Source organism: Dyella dinghuensis, from assembly GCF_003977615.1.
Lineage (GTDB): Bacteria > Pseudomonadota > Gammaproteobacteria > Xanthomonadales > Rhodanobacteraceae > Dyella_B > Dyella_B dinghuensis.
In genome coordinates this window covers 70074-89130 of the sequence record NZ_RYZR01000008.1, presented here as the reverse complement: position 1 = coordinate 89130, position 19057 = coordinate 70074, and the positions used below count along the sequence as shown (strand labels likewise).

16 protein-coding genes are annotated in these 19057 nt (G+C 60.2%); 4 read left to right on the top strand and 12 right to left on the bottom strand.

Going from position 1 to position 19057, the window contains the following annotated elements; all coding sequences use genetic code 11:
* Positions 1 to 62: 62 nt before the first annotated feature.
* The 5 genes from EKH79_RS17500 to EKH79_RS17480 all read right to left on the bottom strand — a co-directional run bounded on the left by EKH79_RS17500 (position 63) and on the right by EKH79_RS17480 (position 5026).
* Complete coding sequence (locus EKH79_RS17500) at positions 63 to 2222, bottom strand: protein-disulfide reductase DsbD family protein (RefSeq protein ID WP_126675143.1); 2160 nt, start codon at positions 2220 to 2222, stop codon at positions 63 to 65.
* Positions 2223 to 2310: 88 nt separating this feature from the next.
* Positions 2311 to 3222: a DMT family transporter gene (locus EKH79_RS17495; protein ID WP_126675142.1), complete on the bottom strand. Its 912-nt coding sequence runs from the start codon at positions 3220 to 3222 to the stop codon at positions 2311 to 2313.
* A 74-nt stretch (positions 3223 to 3296) separates the two neighbouring features.
* Complete coding sequence (locus EKH79_RS17490) at positions 3297 to 3992, bottom strand: glutathione binding-like protein (protein ID WP_126675141.1); 696 nt, start codon at positions 3990 to 3992, stop codon at positions 3297 to 3299.
* 45 nt (positions 3993 to 4037) lie between these two features.
* On the bottom strand, positions 4038 to 4367 hold the full coding sequence (gene cutA, locus EKH79_RS17485; protein WP_126675140.1) for a divalent-cation tolerance protein CutA: 330 nt from the start codon (positions 4365 to 4367) through the stop codon (positions 4038 to 4040).
* A gap of 11 nt (positions 4368 to 4378) precedes the next feature.
* Entirely contained in the window at positions 4379 to 5026 is a 648-nt protein-coding gene (locus EKH79_RS17480; protein WP_126675139.1) for a class II aldolase/adducin family protein, read from the bottom strand.
* A 312-nt stretch (positions 5027 to 5338) separates the two neighbouring features.
* On the opposite strand from EKH79_RS17480, the gene EKH79_RS17475 reads away from it, so the two are divergent.
* The 3 genes from EKH79_RS17475 to EKH79_RS17465 all read left to right on the top strand — a co-directional run bounded on the left by EKH79_RS17475 (position 5339) and on the right by EKH79_RS17465 (position 8113).
* Positions 5339 to 5632, top strand: coding sequence for a co-chaperone GroES (locus tag EKH79_RS17475; protein WP_126675138.1), 294 nt, complete (start codon positions 5339 to 5341; stop codon positions 5630 to 5632).
* Between the two features lie 55 nt (positions 5633 to 5687).
* Entirely contained in the window at positions 5688 to 7331 is a 1644-nt protein-coding gene (gene groL / locus EKH79_RS17470; RefSeq protein ID WP_126675137.1) for a chaperonin GroEL, read from the top strand.
* A 305-nt stretch (positions 7332 to 7636) separates the two neighbouring features.
* Entirely contained in the window at positions 7637 to 8113 is a 477-nt protein-coding gene (locus EKH79_RS17465) for a hypothetical protein (protein ID WP_126675136.1), read from the top strand.
* Between the two features lie 90 nt (positions 8114 to 8203).
* On the opposite strand, the gene EKH79_RS17460 is transcribed toward EKH79_RS17465, so the two are convergent.
* The 4 genes from EKH79_RS17460 to cysG all read right to left on the bottom strand — a co-directional run bounded on the left by EKH79_RS17460 (position 8204) and on the right by cysG (position 13430).
* Positions 8204 to 8908, bottom strand: a complete 705-nt coding sequence (locus tag EKH79_RS17460) for a M23 family metallopeptidase (protein ID WP_158621281.1) — start codon at positions 8906 to 8908, stop codon at positions 8204 to 8206.
* 314 nt (positions 8909 to 9222) lie between these two features.
* Positions 9223 to 11124, bottom strand: coding sequence for an LTA synthase family protein (locus EKH79_RS17455; protein WP_126675134.1), 1902 nt, complete (start codon positions 11122 to 11124; stop codon positions 9223 to 9225).
* 196 nt (positions 11125 to 11320) lie between these two features.
* The gene (locus tag EKH79_RS17450) at positions 11321 to 11962 is read right to left on the bottom strand and encodes a peroxiredoxin (RefSeq protein WP_126675133.1); all 642 of its coding nucleotides are present in this window, start codon (positions 11960 to 11962) and stop codon (positions 11321 to 11323) included.
* A 28-nt stretch (positions 11963 to 11990) separates the two neighbouring features.
* Positions 11991 to 13430 carry a siroheme synthase CysG gene (gene cysG / locus EKH79_RS17445; RefSeq protein WP_126675132.1) on the bottom strand — a complete coding sequence of 480 codons (1440 nt, stop codon included), beginning with the start codon at positions 13428 to 13430 and terminating at the stop codon, positions 11991 to 11993.
* A gap of 300 nt (positions 13431 to 13730) precedes the next feature.
* Between cysG and EKH79_RS17440 the strand changes: the two genes are divergently transcribed.
* Positions 13731 to 14738, top strand: a complete 1008-nt coding sequence (locus tag EKH79_RS17440; protein WP_126675131.1) for a LysR substrate-binding domain-containing protein — start codon at positions 13731 to 13733, stop codon at positions 14736 to 14738.
* Between the two features lie 100 nt (positions 14739 to 14838).
* On the opposite strand, the gene EKH79_RS17435 is transcribed toward EKH79_RS17440, so the two are convergent.
* From EKH79_RS17435 to cysI, 3 genes are read right to left on the bottom strand one after another with little or no spacing between them, the layout of a single operon-like run.
* Entirely contained in the window at positions 14839 to 16584 is a 1746-nt protein-coding gene (locus tag EKH79_RS17435) for a bifunctional sulfate adenylyltransferase/adenylylsulfate kinase (protein WP_126675130.1), read from the bottom strand.
* 56 nt (positions 16585 to 16640) lie between these two features.
* Entirely contained in the window at positions 16641 to 17363 is a 723-nt protein-coding gene (locus tag EKH79_RS17430) for a phosphoadenylyl-sulfate reductase (RefSeq protein ID WP_126675129.1), read from the bottom strand.
* On the bottom strand, positions 17360 to 19057 hold the full coding sequence (cysI, locus tag EKH79_RS17425; protein WP_126675128.1) for an assimilatory sulfite reductase (NADPH) hemoprotein subunit: 1698 nt from the start codon (positions 19055 to 19057) through the stop codon (positions 17360 to 17362). Before cysI ends, EKH79_RS17430 begins: the two co-directional genes overlap by 4 nt.

The window sequence follows — 19057 nt, the reverse complement described above, 5'->3', positions numbered from 1 at the left end:
GTGGGGCACGAGCGTTACCCCCTCCCGCCTCCCCCTGCAAGCAGGGGGAGGGGCCAGTGCCTTCACTTCGCCGCCTCGTTGACTGCGTCGTCCACGAGCGATTCGGTCAGAACTGTCGGCAATGCGTGACCAGGCCCACCATTCTTGGGGAACACCACGTACAACGGAACGCCCGGCGAGTGGTATTGCTCGAGGAACGCCGAAATGGTCGGATTCACATCGGTCCAGTCGCCTTTCATATAGACGGTGCCGGTGCGTTTGAGCAGCGCCTGGAACGCATCGCGATCCAGCACGGTGTGCTCGTTCGCTTTGCAGGTGACGCACCAGTCGGCCGTCATGTCGACAAAAACAGGCGTGCCCGCTTTGCGCAGCGCGTCGAGTTTTTCCGGCGAGTAAGCGACGACACCGCTCGATGTCTCGGCAGCGTGGACCGTCGCGGGCAGTGTGGCGAGGTAATAAAGCGGTGCGAGCGTGATGAGCGCGAGCACAACCACCCATGCACGACTGAATAGGCTGCGCCCGCGGCTGCGTTCGAACCACCATAGGGTCATGGCGAGCAGTACGGCAGCCACCATCAGCAAGCCTACCGCATCGGCGCCGCGTTGATGCGCAAGCACCCACGCCAGCCACGCGGCAGTCAGATACATCGGGAACGCCAATATTTCTTTGAGCGTTTCCATCCAGCGTCCGGGACGCGGCAACCAACGCGACACGGCGGGTATGAAGCCGATTGCGAGAAAGGGCAGGGCGAGCCCTAAACCAAGCGTGAAGAAAACAGCCATCGCGCTCAATGTAGGCGCAACCAATGCGTAAGCCAGCGCCGTACCCATAAACGGCGCCGTGCACGGACTGGCGACCACCACGGCCAACACGCCGGTGAAGAAGTCGCCGACGGGACCCGAGCGATTGGCCAGCGAGCTGCCCGTGTTGCCGAGCGATGCACCGAACTGCACGACACCCGACATCGACAGCGCGACGGCGAGCATCACCAATGACAACAACGCAACAACCAGCGGATTTTGCAGATGCGCGCCCCACGCCGTCTTCAGCGCGATAATCACCAAGCCGAGCGTCACGAAGCTGATCAGCACGCCAGCCGTATACATCAATGCGTGTGTGCGGCGTCGTGCGGGATTCTCGCCGCTCTCCAAAATGCCCACGGCCTTGATCGAAAGAACCGGCAACACGCACGGCATCAGATTGAGAATCAGGCCGCCGATCAAGGCGAGCGCCAGCTGATACAGCAAACTTGCCGATGCGCCATTCGCGCTGGCGGGCGGCATCTCGGGTGCGGGATTTGCCGTTGCTTGTGCGCTTGCTTGTGCAGCGCTGCCGAGCTCGACGCTTACGTCGCGCGTCATCACCGGATAACACACGCCACCATCCTGACAACCCTGGAAACTGGCAGCGATATCCAGCGTTTTCAGTTTCGATAAATCACCGTTCACGCTGACGGGCACGGTGATGTCGCCGAAGTAAACGGTCGTGTTACCGGCATTGGCATCCGTATGCATTTCGCCCGAGGGCCACGCAGGCGTCAGCACAACATTGGGTGCGTTCTTTACCGATAGCGTTGTCTTGTCGCGATACAGGTAATAGCCCTTGGCCATCGTCCAGCGAATCAACAGGTGATGCGGATATTGCGCGATAGCTTCAAAGTGAAACGCCTGCTCGGCGGGTAACGCTGCGCCGCCGCTGCCTGCAGCGGGTTGCGATGGCGATTGCAGCAGTTCGCTGAGTTTGTTCGTTGGCGCATTGCCAGCGCCGGGAACCGGAAGATCCAATTGTTCCGTATGCGGCGGATAGCAGATCTTCGGATCGGTTTCGTGGCAACCCTGATAACGCACGCTCAACGTCAGGTGCGTAGTGCCGGGTGCGAGTGTGTACGGAATCGTGGCGTCGATGCTGTGGTGATACGTCTCGACTGGGCCCAGATACGGATCGTCATGCTTTTCGCCATCGGGAAGTTGCGCGGTGCCAAGCGTGACGCCGTCGCCGCCTTTGAAATTCATGCGTCCGCGATACAGGTAGTAATCGGGGGCAATCGTCCAATGCAGTTTCACGACGCCGGGCGTGCTGGCATCGGCCGAGAGCTTATATGCCTCGGTGACGGGCAGAAGATTTTCAGTGCCATCCTGCGCCGACACGATGGGCGTGCCGAAAAGCAGCGCGATCAAAGTCAGCAGGCCAAAAACAGCGCGGTGTTGAAAAAGCGAGCGCATTGCAGCTCCAGAAGGGGTTCGCGCCGGGGTACGCGAATAGTGGAGATTATGGCTCAGCTTGAGGCGCGCCGACGCCGGCGCTACGTCGTTATGCCTTTTCTACCGCAGACGCCGATTCTAACGGCGCGGCCTTCGGATGAAGCATGCCGGTGGTGAGTGCCACTCCGAGCAGGATAAGGATGCAACCGCCGCCCATCGGGAGCGTGATTCGCTCGTGCAGGAACAGCGCGCCCCAAAGCACGCCGAACACAGGGATCAGATACAGCACGGCCATCGATTTTGCCGAGCCGATGCGTGCCAGCAATCCGTAAAAAAGTACGTAAGCGAGCGATGTGCACAGAGCTGCGAGCCCAATGGCGGCGATCCAGGCTTCCGTCGATGGCGATTTGGCTGGCCACAACCAGATCGTGAAGGGCAGCAGCATCACGGCGGCGGCCATCTGGCTGCCAGTGGCGACCGTCAGCGCCGAAACTTCCTGCAGACGACGATGGCTGTAGTGCGCGCCGAAGGTGTAGCAGACGTTGGCGGCCACGCAGGCCACCATGGCCCAGCCGGCCGCGGCACCGCCATGTCCAAAACCCACCGTGCCGCCGATCAGCCACACCACGCCCGCGAAGCCGATCACCAGACCGCTGATGCGCGGCGCATCGAGTTTCTCGCCCAGCCAGAGCCAGCCGGATGCGGCGACGAGTAGCGGCGCAATGGCATCGAAGATGGCGGACAAACCCGACGGCAGGCTTTGTGCCGCGTAGGAAAAAAACACAAACGGAAGCGCCGAATTGGCGAGCCCGATAAGCACGACCGAAAACCAATGCGTGCGCAGCTCAATGCGCCGACGGCGCGAGAACAGTAACGGGATCGAGCAGATCGTTGCGCCAATGGCACGAACACCTGCCAGTGCCATGCCGCCGAATTCATTCGCACCCATGCGCATGAACAGGAACGACGCACCCCAGATGGCACCCAACAGTAAAAGTTCGGCAGCGTCGGATTTCTTCATGGCGGGGTGCTCAGTGACATCCATGTTCGTAATGTAAATCGCGCTGGTGACAGAACCTGTCAGCAGTATTCGCGTTAACGCTTGGCGCCCTGGCCAAACAAGATGCGACGCTCTTCCTCGGTCAATGCACCGTGTTTGGGCGTGTAGACGTTCTCGACGCCTTCATAGGTGCGAATCGTGGCCGGCCGAGCACCCATGGTGTCGAACCAGCGTTTCAGATGAGGGAAATCGTCGAGATTCTGACCATGCGCCTGGTGCGGCACGATCCACGGATAGCAGGCGATATCCACAATCGACAACTCGTCCACGATAAACGAACGGCCTTCCAGACGCTGATTGAGCACGCTATAAAGACGCGCCACTTCGCGCGTGTAGCGATCGATCGCATAAGGCACCTTTTCCGCCGCATAGATGTTGAAGTGCCCGATCTGACCGGCCATCGGCCCCAACCCGGCCATCTGCCAGAACAGCCATTCGAGCACCTGCGTGCGGCCTTGAATGTCCTTGGGAATGAAGCGGCCGATCTTCTCGGCGAGATAAAGCAGAATCGCGCCCGATTCGAACATCTGCACCGGCTTGTCAGTGCCTACGGGATCATAATCGATGATCGCCGGAATCTTGTTGTTCGGCGAAATCGCCAGGTATTCCGGCTTGAATTGCTCGCCCTTGCTAAGCGCCACCGGTATGACGCGATACGGCAGTCCCGCTTCCTCAAGAAACAGTTTGGCTTTCAGGCCGTTCGGCGTGGCGGCGAAATAAAGATCGATCATGATCCCAATCCTGTTTGCGGAAAATGGATGCGGTGATGCCGCGCGTCAGCTTTTTACAGCGTCACGTACCCAGTCGAGATAAGGCGCGTGCGCCTGCTCGATAGGAATGGCGATCACTTCCGGCAGATCGTACGGATGCAAGGCCAGTACGCGTGTTTTGAGTGCATCGAAACGTTCGACGGTAGTCTTGATCAACAACAGTTCTTCGCTGTCGGTGGTGACCTTGCCTTGCCAACGATAGGTCGACTGGATGCCGGGCACGCGATTGACGCATGCAGCGAGCGCTTCATTCACCAATGCGTCCGCGACACGTTGCGCGCTGGCGGCATCGGGGCAGGTGCAATAGCAGAGCAGAACGGTTGTCGGATCGGTCATGGGATGGCTCGCTACTTTTTCGACATCAAGCCGTAATTGCTGAATTTCTCGATCACCTGCGTCACTTCGTTATCGCGCAGCATTACGGGTTTTCCAATCTGCAGTGCAATGGTGTATTGCCTTGCCAGCGTTTCGACTTCAATCGCGCGCCACATCGCCTGTTCCATGTTGGCGCCGACCGCGATCATGCCGTGATTGGCCATCAGACAAGCGAGCCGTGCATCGAGTGCGCGCACGACAGCATCGGATAATTCCTGTGTGCCGTAGGTGTAATAGTCCGAACAGCGAATCGAATCGCCGCCGCTGACGGCGATCATGTAGTGCGCGGCGGGAATGTCCATGCGGCACATCGCCAGCGCAGTGCTGTACGGAGGGTGAGCGTGGACGATCGCGTGAACGTCTGCGCGCGCCAGATAAATGTCGCGATGAAAGCGCCACTCGCTCGATGGGCGCCGCGGATGGTCGTAGTGGCCTTCCATGTCGACGAATACGACATCGTCCGGGGTGACCTCGCCATAGGGCACGCCGCTGGGCGTGATCAGGAATCCGTTCTGGAACCGGATGCTGAGGTTGCCCGACGTGCCCTGGCTCAAGCCGGACGGCGTCAGCTTCAATCCGTTGGCGACGATTTCCTCACGTAATGTCTGCTCGCTGCTCACTGCTCGGCTTGCCTGATGATCGACTGGAAACGAGGCATCCTCGGCATTTTTGCCGCCCGTGTCATCTTCCCTTCGTGGCGAGGGGTATCTGCCCCTCGACCCTATTTCCAAACTACGTCGTTTCGTTGATCGCCCTTGAAAGCCTTGGCGGGTCCCCCATTAACCTTCTCAAGACACGTCCGGCCCCTGTACCAGGGGTTTTTTTGGAGGCTAAAATTGGCACTCATGTCGCCCGAGTGCTAACAGCCTTCCAGAGGCCGGCCACGGGGTCGCCAATTTTTCTAACCTCAAGCCATAGCTGGAGTTTTTCCCATGAGCAAACTGCGTCCGCTGCACGATCGCGTCATCGTCAAGCGCCTGGAAGAGGAGCGCGTCTCCGCCGGCGGCATCGTTATCCCCGATAGCGCCACCGAAAAGCAGACCCGCGGCAAGGTCATCGCTGCCGGTGAAGGCCGCATCCTGGAAGACGGCAAGGTCCGTCCGATGTCGGTCAAGACGGGCGAAGTGGTCCTGTTCGGCAAGTACGCCGGCCAGGAAATCAAGATCGACGGCGAAGAGCTGGTCTTCCTGAAGGAAGACGACATCGTGGCTGTGATCGAAGGCTAATCGGCCTCTCCCGCCCCCTCTTCATCTCACTACTGAATTCGAAGGAATACACAAAATGGCAGCTAAAGAAGTCCGCTTCGGCGAAGACGCCCGCGCTCGCATCCTCAAGGGTGTGAACACCCTCGCGAACGCCGTCAAAGTTACCCTGGGCCCGAAGGGCCGCAACGTCGTGCTCCAGAAGAGCTTCGGCGCTCCGACCGTCACCAAGGACGGCGTGTCCGTCGCCAAGGAAATCGAACTGGCCGACGCCTACGAAAACATGGGCGCGCAGATCGTCAAGGAAGCCGCTTCCAAGACCTCCGACAATGCCGGTGACGGCACCACCACTGCCACGGTTCTCGCCCAGGCATTCGTGCGCGAAGGTCTGAAGGCCGTTGCCGCCGGCATGAACCCGATGGACCTGAAGCGCGGCATCGACAAGGCCGTCATCACGGCCGTCGAAGAGCTGAAGAAGCTCTCCAAGCCCACCGCTGACGACAAGGCCATCGCCCAGGTCGGCACCATCTCCGCCAACTCCGACGTTGCCGTCGGCGACATCATCGCGACCGCGATGAAGAAAGTCGGCAAGGAAGGCGTGATCACGGTGGAAGAAGGTTCGGGTCTGGAAAACGAACTGGACGTCGTCGAAGGCATGCAGTTCGACCGCGGCTACCTGTCGCCGTACTTCATCAACAACCAGCAGAGCCAGCAGGTTGAGCTGGAAGATCCCTTCATCCTGCTGTACGACAAGAAGATCTCCAACGTTCGCGAAATGCTGCCGATCCTCGAAGGCGTCGCCAAGGCTGGCAAGCCGCTGCTGATCGTCGCCGAAGAAGTGGAAGGCGAAGCGCTGGCCACGCTGGTGGTCAACACCATCCGCGGCATCGTCAAGGTTGCTGCCGTGAAGGCGCCGGGCTTCGGCGATCGCCGTAAGGCGATGCTGGAAGACATGGCCATCCTCACCAACGGCCAGGTCATCTCCGAAGAAGTGGGCCTGCAGCTTGAGAAGGCCACCATCCAGGATCTGGGCCGCGCCAAGAAAGTCGTCGTGACCAAGGAAAACACCACCCTGATCGACGGTGCCGGCGAAGCGGCGAAGATCCAGTCGCGCATCGGCCAGATCAAGGCGCAGATCGAAGAGACCTCTTCCGATTACGACCGCGAGAAGCTGCAGGAACGCGTTGCCAAGCTGGCCGGCGGTGTTGCCGTGATCAAGGTTGGCGCTGCGACCGAAATCGAAATGAAGGAAAAGAAGGCCCGCGTCGAAGACGCCCTGCACGCCACGCGCGCAGCCGTTGAAGAAGGCGTGGTCCCCGGTGGTGGCGTGGCGCTGATCCGCACGCTGGCTGCGATCGAAAAGCTGAAAGGCGAGAACGAAGACCAGAACCACGGCATCGCCATCACCCGCCGTGCGCTGGAAGCTCCGTTGCGCGAAATCGTCTTCAACTCGGGTGACGAGCCGTCCGTGATCGTCAACCAGGTCAAGGAAGGCAAGGGCAACTACGGCTACAACGCCGCGACCGGCGAGTTCGGCGACATGATCGAATTCGGCATCCTGGATCCGACCAAGGTCACGCGTTCGGCACTGCAGTACGCCTCGTCCGTCGCTGGCCTGCTCATCACCACCGAAGCGATGGTGGCCGAGCTGCCGAAGAAGGAAGAGCACAACCATGGCGCCCCGGGCGGCGGCATGGGCGGTATGGGTGGCATGGACTTCTAAGTCCTGCGCTCAAACGCAAGGTGTTACGAGAAACCCCGCGCAAGCGGGGTTTTCTTTTGTCCATAGTTTTTGCCGAATAAAGAGGACTTCGTGTTGCATCGCGACACCTCAACGACAGCCGTTGAATATTCCCGATCACCGTCTTACTGTGAACGCCGGAAGCCGCTGGATGATCAGCTTGGGAGAGGCTTCCATCCACGTCCCCCGCATACACAAGCCGGATCCGCGAAAAGAAAAACCTCATCGCGTTCCTGGTTTTGATGTCTGTGAGTGGAATCAACATAAATAACGTTGCAGGAGGGTCTATGAACAAGTTCATGGCAGCGATCGTTATTGCGAGCCTTGCACTGGCAGGATGCAGCACATCGGGCGGTACAGCACCGGCGCAGAACGAATCGTCGGGCGAGACGCTTACGCCCGCCAAGATGTACGCAGTGAGTCCTGAGACGATCGCTTCGTTCAAAGCGGGCGCCACCACGCTCGATCAGGTCGAAACCATGCTAGGAAAGCCCGTCGGTGCAGTGCGTACGCCTTCGGGAAATCAAGTCATCGCGTACGTCAAGATTCGCTCTCAAGACGTCAACAACGATCGCACCCCTGAAACCGGTACGGCGCTTCCCAAGCGTCACAAAGTTCGATACGCGACCATGTTGTCATTCGACTCGCAGGGCCGCTGGATCAATTCGTGGACGCGTGTCGATGATTTAGGCGATGCGTCGCCCACCGCATTGGGCCATTTCGATGTCGGCGATGTTCTGACCAATCAAGGCGGTATGCCGTAGACGCGTTTGCAGCGAGGGCTCTTCGTTGAGGAGCCTTCGTTGTGTGTACGTGAGTGTGTGTCGATACATCGCGCACAAAGTTGGCCGCCTTTACATGCGAGCGAGATAGGGCGACGGATCCACATGCTCGCCGTTGCGATGAATTTCGAAATGCAGATGCGGGCCGGTCGAGCGACCGGTCGAGCCGACTTTAGCGATCGTCTGGCCGACCTTGACGCGTTCGCCGGCTTTGATCATCAGCTTCGAATTATGTGCGTACAACGTGTGATAGCCGTTGTGATGATCGATCACGACGACGTTGCCGTAATGGCGATCCGTATTGGCCCTGATTACCGTGCCGTCAGCGACGGCTTGTACCGGTGTGCCGACGGGCGCAGCCATGTCGATGCCGCGATGGAATACATCGCCCTTGCCGAACGGATCGTGCCGGTGACCGAAGTGCGATGTGATGCGCGCGAGTGCGATCGGCATCTGCGTATCAAGCTGATGAAATCGATCCACCTCGTCCGGCGGCAGCGGCGTGGCATCGAATGTTTCGGAGGGTGCGCCGTAGAGCTTCCTCTGCGCACGAAAGTAAGGCGATGGCGCCGCCTGTGCGCTGCTAAAAGCACCGGTCGTGGCGAGGAACGGTTTCTCCGCATAGCTAGGCGGTGGTAGCAACAACTGCGTGCTGTTTTGCGAAGACTCCGCAGCATGCAGATGCGTCTGCGGTACGCCAAGCCAGCACACTGCCAACCCTGTGATCAACGCGCCAAGCGTGTAAGGCGCGCGAGGAGAGGGAATGCGTGACGCCATCCATTTTCTGCAAGAACTGAACATCGGCATGTACACAGGTGCGAAACCGCGCACCCGTTGCAGCCCGGGTTAAGCGATTTATCTCAAATAAGGCGAGGAATCCGTCACCGCCGAAGGCTCGATGTGCCATGCGCTGGCACCTGCCTATTACGTCAAAAACCCGCGCAAGAAAGTATCGGATCAATCCTAAAGCTCTGACCTCGGTCTTAGGATGCCGTTAAGCATTCATGCTTCCGCATGCCGGAAACGACGTGCCGGAAACGAAATGGGCCCTCTAGCGAGAGCCCTTGCAATGCATATGGGTTACATGCGGATTAATGGTGCATGCCCATCGCTCCCATCGTAGACGTGGGCTCCGTACTTTGACCTTGGGCCAGAATAGTGGCGGGCGGCAACAGGCTCGCCGGCAACAGCTTGTCCAGCTTGCCGCTCATGCGCAACGCAGCCACGCTTGCCATGTCGCTATCGAACTGTTTCTGTTGTGCGTCGATCGGCGGCGGCGTTGCTCCCGGTGCACGCGTGAGTGCTGCCAGCGACGGCGCCAGTACCTGAGTCAGCGCGTAATACGCATCGTCATGCACGCCAGCGCGTTCCAGCAACAAGCCCGGCAACATCCATGAGGCCATGTCCACGCGTTGCATGTTGCCCGGATTGCGCGGGTCGATCAGCAGCCACGTGCCCGCTTGCGACAACATGCTTTGACCGTCGACGAAGCCGGTCTCGCGATAGGCGTCATCGAGACCCGGCAAATGATCGCCGTAAAACAGCAGCAGCGTCGGACGATTGCGCTTGGCCAGCAGTGCGGCGAGACGTCCGAGTTCCTGATCGGCATGCTGCATGTGATACAGGTACGTCTGCACCTGTTGCTTATGCGCGGCATCGACGACAGACGGCACGGCAATCGCATCGCGTGCAGCAACATCCTTCGGCGTCACGTCATACGGACCATGCGCTTCCAGGCTGATCGCAAAGAGAAACTGCGGCGGCCCGGCGTCTTTCAGCTGCGACATGATTTCATCCGTCATCGCGCTGTCGGCCATGTACTTGCCGTCCATCGCCGCATCAGCGGGGAAACCCGATTGCGAGATGAAGCGATCGAAACCGAGCGCCTTGAATGCGGTGTTGCGATTCCAGAACGTCGGATCGTTGCCGTGAATGGCGATCGTTTCGTAACCGTGCGAGCGCAACACGCGCACCATGCTCGGCACGACCTTATTGTTCAACTGCAGATACGGAAACTGCATGGTGTTGAAGTAGCGCAGCGACAGGCCTGTCAGTACTTCGAATTCAGTGCGAATGGTGCCGCCACCGAAAGTGGGTACATGTAACGGCCCACTCATACCCTGCGCGGCGAGACGTTTCAGGTTAGGCGTGAGATCGGCATTCTCGTAACCACGCATGATGCCCGGATCGAAGAACGATTCGCTTTGCACCACCACGATGTCGGGAAGCGCCGTGTTCGGATCGGGCGTCGTCTGCATGCGCGCACGCACCGCATCACCCGTGGTCTGCAGCAGTTGCGTCACCGCAGCCGGATCGACTTTCTGCTTGGTGTGGCGATCCTGCAGATGGAACATCACCAGCGAACTCACCAGGCCCGAATGACTGGTTGTTGCCGCCGCCGACCAGGGTTCAAGCCACAGTTTGTGCCCGTTGTAGAGGCTTCCCCATCCCGGCACGCCAAACAGCAACGTGCCGAATGTCGCGGCAAGAATGCTTCCTGCGATCACACGCTTGCCGCCGGTGCGTCGCTGAAGCAGCGGCGGTTCGAAACGCCACAGCGCCACAATCAATGCGACGCCTGCGATCAGGCCCAGATAAGGCCACGGGCTGTGCGGCAGATAGCTGCCCAGCACATGCATGCCGCCCTTGCCGAGCTGTCCGACCATGCGGAAATCCGCCGGCACCAGCGGTGTGCCGAGGTTCGCGACTTTCAGCGAATTCACGCCATACACAACGACCTGCGCCAGATACGCCAACCCAAAAGACAGAAACGCTCGTCGTGTGATCACCAGCAACAGCAGCGCGAGCATCAGCCCGGGCATGGCATTGGCCAGCGGGAACGTGGGCTGCGCGATCAGCTGCGATGCGGCGACGCCGTCATTACCATCGAGCAAGCCGGTGAGCAGCACGAACCCGGCCATCATCGCGAGCACTACGGCGGTGCGCACGAGCTTGGCTTGTGTCGAAAGGGGTGTCGGGGAGACGGGGCTCATAACAGTCCGGACAGTCGATCGTTCCGTGGGGTGTGGACTGTAACGTTACTGACATGAATCGGTTGGCACCCGGGCCAAAGGTGTTGCTCCGGGTTCAGATCGCCAGTACATGCGGATCATCAAAACGGTGCGAAAAAGACCGGGCCGCATGTGGCGCCCCGGTCTTTTTGACCTCAAGCAAGGTCTTGCGGCGTTTTCAGTGTTGTGTGCTGCTGAACCGCAGTAAACGCAGATAGGGCTTCAAGGTGCGCCAGCCCTCGGGGAACAGCTGCCTGGCGTCGTCGTCGGAGACCGACGGCGCGATGATCACGTCGTCGCCCGGACGCCAGTCCACCGGTGTGGTCAGCTTGCGGCCGTCGGTCAACTGCAGGGAATCGAGCACGCGCAGAATCTCGTCGATATTGCGGCCGGCGCTCGGCGGGTAGGTCAGGGTCAGGCGCACCTTCTTCTGTGGATCGATGATGAAAACCGAGCGCACCGTGAGCTTGGGGTCCGCCTTCGGATGGAACATGCCGTAGAGCTTGGCCACCGCGAGGTCCGGATCGGCGAGGATCGGATAGTTCACCGCCGTACCGCCGACGTCTTCCACATCCTTGATCCACTTCTTGTGCTCGCTAACCGGGTCGACCGACAACCCAAGCAGCTTCGTATGGCGTTTGTCGAACGCCGGTTTTTGACGGGCAAACGCACCGAGCTCGGTCGTGCACACCGGTGTGAAGTCCTTCGGGTGCGAGAAGAAAATCAGCCAATGGTCGCCGATGTAATCGTGCAGCTCGATCGGGCCTTCGGTGGAGTCGAGAGTGAAGTCGGGGGCGATTTCGCCCAATTGCAGGCTCATGGAGATCTCCGTCAACGGTTGTAGCGGGTCATGCCGCGTCGGCCAGATTGCGTGGAATAGCCGGATGGTGTGGAGGGTTGCCGATCAGCTCGCCGTACCAGTGCGAGGCATCGGCGAGCGTCGCCACTTCGCCCAGTATCACGATGGCAGGTGCGCGAATGGCATGGCGTTTGGCAAGCGCCGGTAAATCATGGAGTGCACCGGTAAGCGTTCGCTGGTTTGGCAGCGAGCCGTTCTCGATCAGTGCAAATGCAGTGTTGGGGGCGCATCCATGCGCCAAAAGCTGTCGGGTGAGTTCATCGAGTTGGCTCACGCCCATATAGATGGCCAGCGTCTGGCGTTCGCGTGCGAGATCGCGCCAATCGAGCGTGTCAAGCGATTGCTGGCAATGCGCGGTGACGAAACGCACGGACTGCGCATGGTCGCGATGCGTCAGCGGCACGCCGCTATATGCCGCGCACGCTGCGGCTGCCGTGATGCCAGGAACGACTTCGTATGCGATGCCATGCTTGCGCAGAAATGCCAGTTCTTCGCCGCCGCGTCCGAATACGAACGGATCGCCGCCTTTCAACCGAATGACCCGATGACCGGCCTGCACATGCTGCAGCAAAAGTGCGTGGATGGTTTCCTGCGGTGTATGCGTGCCGCCTCCGCGCTTACCGACGGCGATCTGCAGCGCGTCGCGTCGCGCGAGATCGAGAATCTGCGGACCGATGAGTTCGTCATGCAAGATGACGTCTGCTTCATTCAATGCACGCAGCGCGCGCAGTGTAAGCAGCCCCGGGTCGCCGGGACCGGCGCCCACCAATACAACAGAGCCCTTGCTGGTAGGTTCGATGGCGCTGGATAGCGCAGCACGCAGCTGTCGTTCCGCGCGCACGGGATCTGCTGCGCGTATCAGCGCATTGACCGGGCCATCGTGCAACCAATCGTAGAAACGCCGGCGTGCAGCAAGATCGGCATATCGCTGCCGAATGCGTGCGCGATAACGTTGCGCGAGTTGCAGCAACGAACCAATCGTGGGATCGAGCAAGCTCTCGATGCGTTCGCGCAAGCGGCGCGCCAGAACGGGCGCTACGCCACCGGTCGAAATCGCTACCAGCAAGGGCGATCGATCGATCAATGCGGGCACCTGAAAACTGGAAAGCGACGGATCATCCACCACATTCACCAGACGCTGTTGCGCATGACCGTCGGCGGCGATACGTGCATTCAGCGGCCGTGAGCGTGTAGCCGCGATAACCAGCCATACGTTGTCCAGCCACTCCGATTGATAAGCGCCAGGCCGATACGTGATGCGTCCATGTTGCAGCTTCTCGCGCAGCTCCGGACCCAGCATCGGGGCCCCGACTGTCACACGGGCACCGGCCCGTAACAGCATGGCAACTTTACGATCCGCAACATCCCCTCCACCCACCACGAGGACGGAACGGTCGGTCAGATCGGCGAAAAGTGGATACAGCTGCATGGTGCGAGTTCAGTAATGGCGGCGAGTTCGACCACGCTAACCCTAGTATTTTTCCAGTGGAAATGGCCGCTTAGCCCGAAGATATGGCTCGAAGGCATAGCGATATCGCCGAAAGTCTGCGGGACTTATAGATGTATAGACGTCCAAATAACGCTGTGTTAAGGTCGAACGACGACTGGCTCCCAGTGTCCAGTATCCGGAGATCGTGATGAAGCGCCGTCCAGGGTGTTGCCAGAGCTGTATGTGCTGCGCCATGCGCAACGCACAGCCCTGCATGCAACCCTTCCTGGAGCCGACCTCATGACCCTCACGCAACTTCGCTACATCGTCGCCATCGCCGACGCCGGCCTTAACATCACCATGGCCGCCGACAACGTGCATGCCACGCAGTCGGGTATCAGCAAACAGCTCAAGCAGCTGGAGGGCGAGCTGGGCTTTCAGGTGTTCACCCGGCGCGGCAAGAGCCTGGACGCCGTTACCCCGGCGGGCGGTCAGGTGCTGGAACGCGCGCGTAGCATCCTGCACGAGGCACGCAACATTCGTGCGTTGGCCGCGAATCTGCGCGAAGAGGCCCATGGCGAATTGTCGCTGGCCACCACGCACACCCAGGCGCGCTTCGTCCTGCCGGAAGCCATTGCACGATTGAAGCAGCACTACCCGGAGCTGAGCGTGCACATTCGCCCGCAAGGCGAGGGCCGCATCATCAGCCTGTTCGAAAGCGGCGAGGTGGACCTGGTCATCGTCAGCACTAGCGGTAACGCACCGGAAGGCGGCATTGCCGTGCCGCTGTTCCGCTGGTATCGCCGTGCGGTCGTGCCGCTCGGCCATCCGCTCGCCAAGCTCAATCGCCCGCTGCGCATTCAGGACCTGGCGGAGTATCCGCTGGTCAGCTACGAATCCTCGCTGCAGCCGGAGTCCTCGTTGCGCAAGGCATTCGCTGCCGCGGAATTCACGCCGCGTATTGCCTGCACCTCCGCCGACGCGGATCTGATCAAGACCTACGTATTGGCCGGCCTTGGCGTCGGCATTCTGGCCGAGATGGCGCTGGCACCCAGCGATTCGCGCGAATTGGTTGCGCTGGATATCGACGACCTGCTTCCTGTCTGCACCAGCTGGCTCGTTCTGCGCCGCGACCATGTGCTGCGTAGCTATGTGGCACAGCTCGCACGACTGGTTGCGCCGCAGATCGACGACGCGGAGTTGCGTCGTGTCGTGGCAGGGCACGCCGACGCGCATTGGCCCAAGCCACCGCTGTGGAGCGAGTTGCAGCAGCGCAACGTTCGGCGCGCGGCGACACGCGCGGCCTGACTTCCCGTCGGCCTTTTCGTAATCAGTGGTGTCTGCACACGCTTGCAGGCAGTAACGCTGTTTTTCTTCCTCCCCCGAACAGGGGAGGAAGATCGTTTCGTCAGGCCAAACCCTCGCTTTTCAGCCACGCAAAGACGACGTCAGCAGCGTCAGTCACCGTGCGCTGACTGGTATCGACACGCAACTCGGGAGAGGCAGGTGTTTCGTAGGGATCGTCGATACCCGTAAAGCCCTTGATCTTCCCGGCGCGCGCTGCGGCGTACAGTCCCTTGCGATCCCGCGCCTCACACACTTCCAGTGGTGTGGATACGTGAATCTCCACGAAGCGTCCGTGCGCCTGCACGAGTTGACGTGCTTCATCGCGGGCACCGGCATAGGGTGCAATCGGTGCGCAGATCGCTATACCGCCATGACGTACCACTTCACTCGCCACATAGCCGATGCGAGTGATGTTGGCATCGCGGTCCTCACGCGAAAAGCCCAGTCCTTTCGACAAATGCCTGCGCACTTCATCGCCGTCTAGCACGGTCACAGGACGGCTTCCCGTTTCCAGCAGCCGCGCCAGCACCGCTTGCGCCAGTGTGGATTTGCCCGAGCCGGAAAGTCCGGTGAAAAACAGCGCGAATCCTTCGCGTGCGTTAGCGGGGTGCCGTTCGCGGAGAATGTTGACGACCTCCGGAAAGGTAAACCACTCCGGGATGGATTCGCCGCTATGCAGCCGGCGGCGCAATTCGGTGCCGGAGATATCGCGAACTTCGTCCTTGGCATCCACTTCGTTCTGCGGCAGATAGGTGTCGCGGTTGGCCGCGTAGACCATCGCCGGGAAGGGAACGATCTCGATACCAAGCTCGTCCCGATGCGCGGCCAGCAATTGCTGTGCGGCGTAGGGGTCATAGAAGGGTCTGCCGTTTGTATCGTTGCCCGGCCCAGCGTGATCACGACCCACGATGAAATGGCTGGCGCCGTAATTCTTGCGGATGATGGCATGCCAAAGCGCTTCGCGTGGACCGCCCATGCGCATCGCCAAGGGCAACAGTGAGAGCGCTGCGTGATCCTTTGGGTAATGATTCAAGAGCGCGCGATAGCAGCGCACGCGAGTGTAATGATCGACATCGCCGGGTTTTGTGCGGCCGACCGACGGTTGGATAAGCAGCTTCGCACCCACTTGCTCCGCCGCGCGCAAGGTGAGTTCACGGTGTGCGCGATGCATCGGATTGCGTGTCTGAAACGCCACGATGCGATGCCATCCATGCTGCCGGAACCACTCGCGCAAATGACGCGGACTGTGGCGAAGACTTGCAAAATCGTAATGAGAAGGTTGTTGAATACCCTGCAATGTGCCGCCGAGATAGACAGGTCCCGTGCGATCGAGCAATTCGGCAACACCCGGGTGTGTGCGGTCCGTCGTTCCGAATACCGCGCGCGCCTCCGCAATATGATCGGGAAAATACACCTCTTCGACCGTCAGTACGGCAAGCGGTGTTCCCTGCGTATCGTTGAGGCTGATCTGCGCTTTCGCCGAAAGACTTGCCGCAAAGGCTTCGCTCACATCCAGCGTAATCGGAATCGGCCAGAGCGTTCCGTCGGCCAATCGCATGTCGGCAAGGACGCGATCGTAATCGGCGCGGCCAAGGAAACCCTGCAACGGCGAAAATCCGCCATTGAGCAGTAACTCCAGATCGCATAACTGACGCTGATTGAGCGTCCGTTGAGGCAGCGATGCGCTGAAGCGCTTAAGCGCTTCAGCCTCGGCGGTAGGCAAGTACAAGTCGCGCAGTACGCCGCCATGCGGCGGCACCAGCGCATCGTGCTCGGCCGAGACGATCTCGGCGGCGATGGCGTTCATGGATTGTCCTTATCGGGGCGTTTCTTATGGATGAAGGTGTTGCAGACAGCGGTGTTTCAGACGTCCAGGTGCAAACCGCATTCACGCTTGATGCCAAAAAAGCGGGTGTCTTCTTCGCGCATCCCGGGTTCCCAGCGGCGTGTTGTGTGCGTGTCGCCGATCGACACATAACCCTTGTCCCATAGGGGGTGATAGGGCAGGTCGTGCCGGCGCAAATACAAACCGACGTCACGATCCGTCCAGTCGATGATCGGGTGCACTTTCCAGCGGCCGTGACGGTAGTCGAGCGCCGGTGCGTTCGCGCGGCTGGCCGACTGCTGGCGGCGCAGTCCGGCAAACCATGTGCCCGCACCCAGATCGGCAAGCGCGTGCTGCATCGGTTCGACCTTGGCCAGATGGTTGTAGCGATCAAGCCCCTCGCGTCCCTTCGCCCACAACTCGCCATAGCGACTTTCCAGCCACGCGGGAGAGATCGCGGGACGAACGACGTGCAGATTGAGCGACAGCCGCTCGGTCAATGCATCGATGAACTGATACGTCTCGGCAAACAGATAGCCGGTATCGATCACGATCACAGGAATGTGGGGAACGCGCTGCGTCAGCAGATGCAACGACACCGCCGATTGCGCACCAAAACTCGACGAAAGCACGTGCGCGCCAGGCAAGTGCTGCAGCGACCAATCCACGCGTTCTTCGGCAGTCAGCGCAAGCAGCCACGCATCGAGCTTCGCGCGTTGACGCAGATCGTCGGCCGCTTCCTCCGGCGTGGGAAGGTTCATGCGAATACCTCGGCGTGGATGGCGTGGTGTGCGGCGGGAAGAACGTCTGCGCGTACCAGGAAGTCACCAAACCGTTCCTGTTCGAGGCGTTCCTTCGCATAGCGAGCGAATAAGGCGTCAAGTTCTTTCAGGATTTCCGTTTCGTCGATGTTCTCGCGCAGCGTGCGATTGAGCCGTTGGCCGGCAAAGTCGGCGCCTACGCGCAAGTCGTAACGGCCGAGCGCGCGTCCAATCAGCGCGATCTCGCCCAGATAGGGACGTGAGCAACCGTTGGGGCAGCCGGAGAGTCGCAGCAAAATCGGTTCGTCGCGCAGGCCGTGGTGGTCCAGCAACGCCTCAAGCTTCGGGAGCAGCAAGGGCACATAACGCTCGCTCTCAGCCATGGCCAGCCCGCATGTCGGTAACGCGACGCATGCGACCACATGTCGGCGGATACCGCTGGTGTGTCGATAGCCGTCCAGTTTGTATTCCGCAACGAGTTCGTCGACGCGTGCGCGATGCGCAGCCGGTACGTTGGCAATGATCAGGTTCTGATTGCACGTCAATCGGAAATCGCCTTGATGTTCCTGCGCGATGGCGCGCAATCCACTGAGATGCGGTTGATCTGGCGCATCGGCCAGACGCCCCGACTCGATTTGCAAGGTCAGATGCCAGCGTCCGTCGTCGCCCTCGGTCCAGCCGTAACGGTCGCCGTTATGATCGAAGTGGTAAGTGCGCGATGGTTGCAAGGTGAAACCGATGCGTTGTTCGAGCTCCGCTTTGAAGGCCGACAAACCCATGCGATCGATCGTGTACTTCAACCGCGCATGCTTGCGTTCCTGGCGATCACCATGGTCGCGCTGCACTTCGATCACACCTTCGGCGGTGCGTAGCAACTGTTCCGGGACAACGAAGCCGATAACGCTTCCCAGGCGGGGATAAGTGGTCGGATCGCCGTGCGTGGCGCCCATGCCGCCACCGATGGCGACGTTGAAACCCAGCAATTCACCGTGCTCGATGATCGCAATCAGACCAAGATCCTGCGCAAACACATCCACATCGTTGGTGGGCGGAACGGCGATACCGATCTTGAATTTGCGGGGCAGGTACGTGGGGCCGTACAGCGGCTCGCTTTCTTCTTCGCCACCTGCAACCAGCTTTTCGTCCAGCCAGATTTCGTGATACGCGCGGGTCTTGGGTTTCAGATGCTCCGACAGCCGCTCCGCCCAGCGATAGGCGAGGCGATGTGCGGGCGTTGCAACCGGGTTGGCACTGGCGACGACGTTTCGATTCACGTCTCCACATGCCGCGACAGTTGAAATCAACGCATCGTTGATCGCAGCGATGGATCGCTTCAGGTCATGCTTGAGTACGCCGTGAAGCTGGAACGTCTGCCGTGTCGTGATACGTAGCGTGCCGTTCGCCCATGTGCGTGCGATGTGATCGAACGAGAGCCACTGCGATGGACTTAGCACGCCACCGGCCAGTCGCGCGCGCACCATGAACTGATACGCCGGCTCCAGTTTTTGCTTGCGGCGTTCCTCGCGCAGGTCGCGATCGTCCTGTTGATAGCTCCCATGAAACTTGATCAGCTTGTTGTCGTCGTCGCTGATCGCGCCCGTGACCGGATCGGCCAGGCTTTCCACCAATGTGCCGCGCAGGAAGCGGCTTTTCGCCTTGATGCGCTCGAATTCGGAAACAGGAGTGTCGGTCAT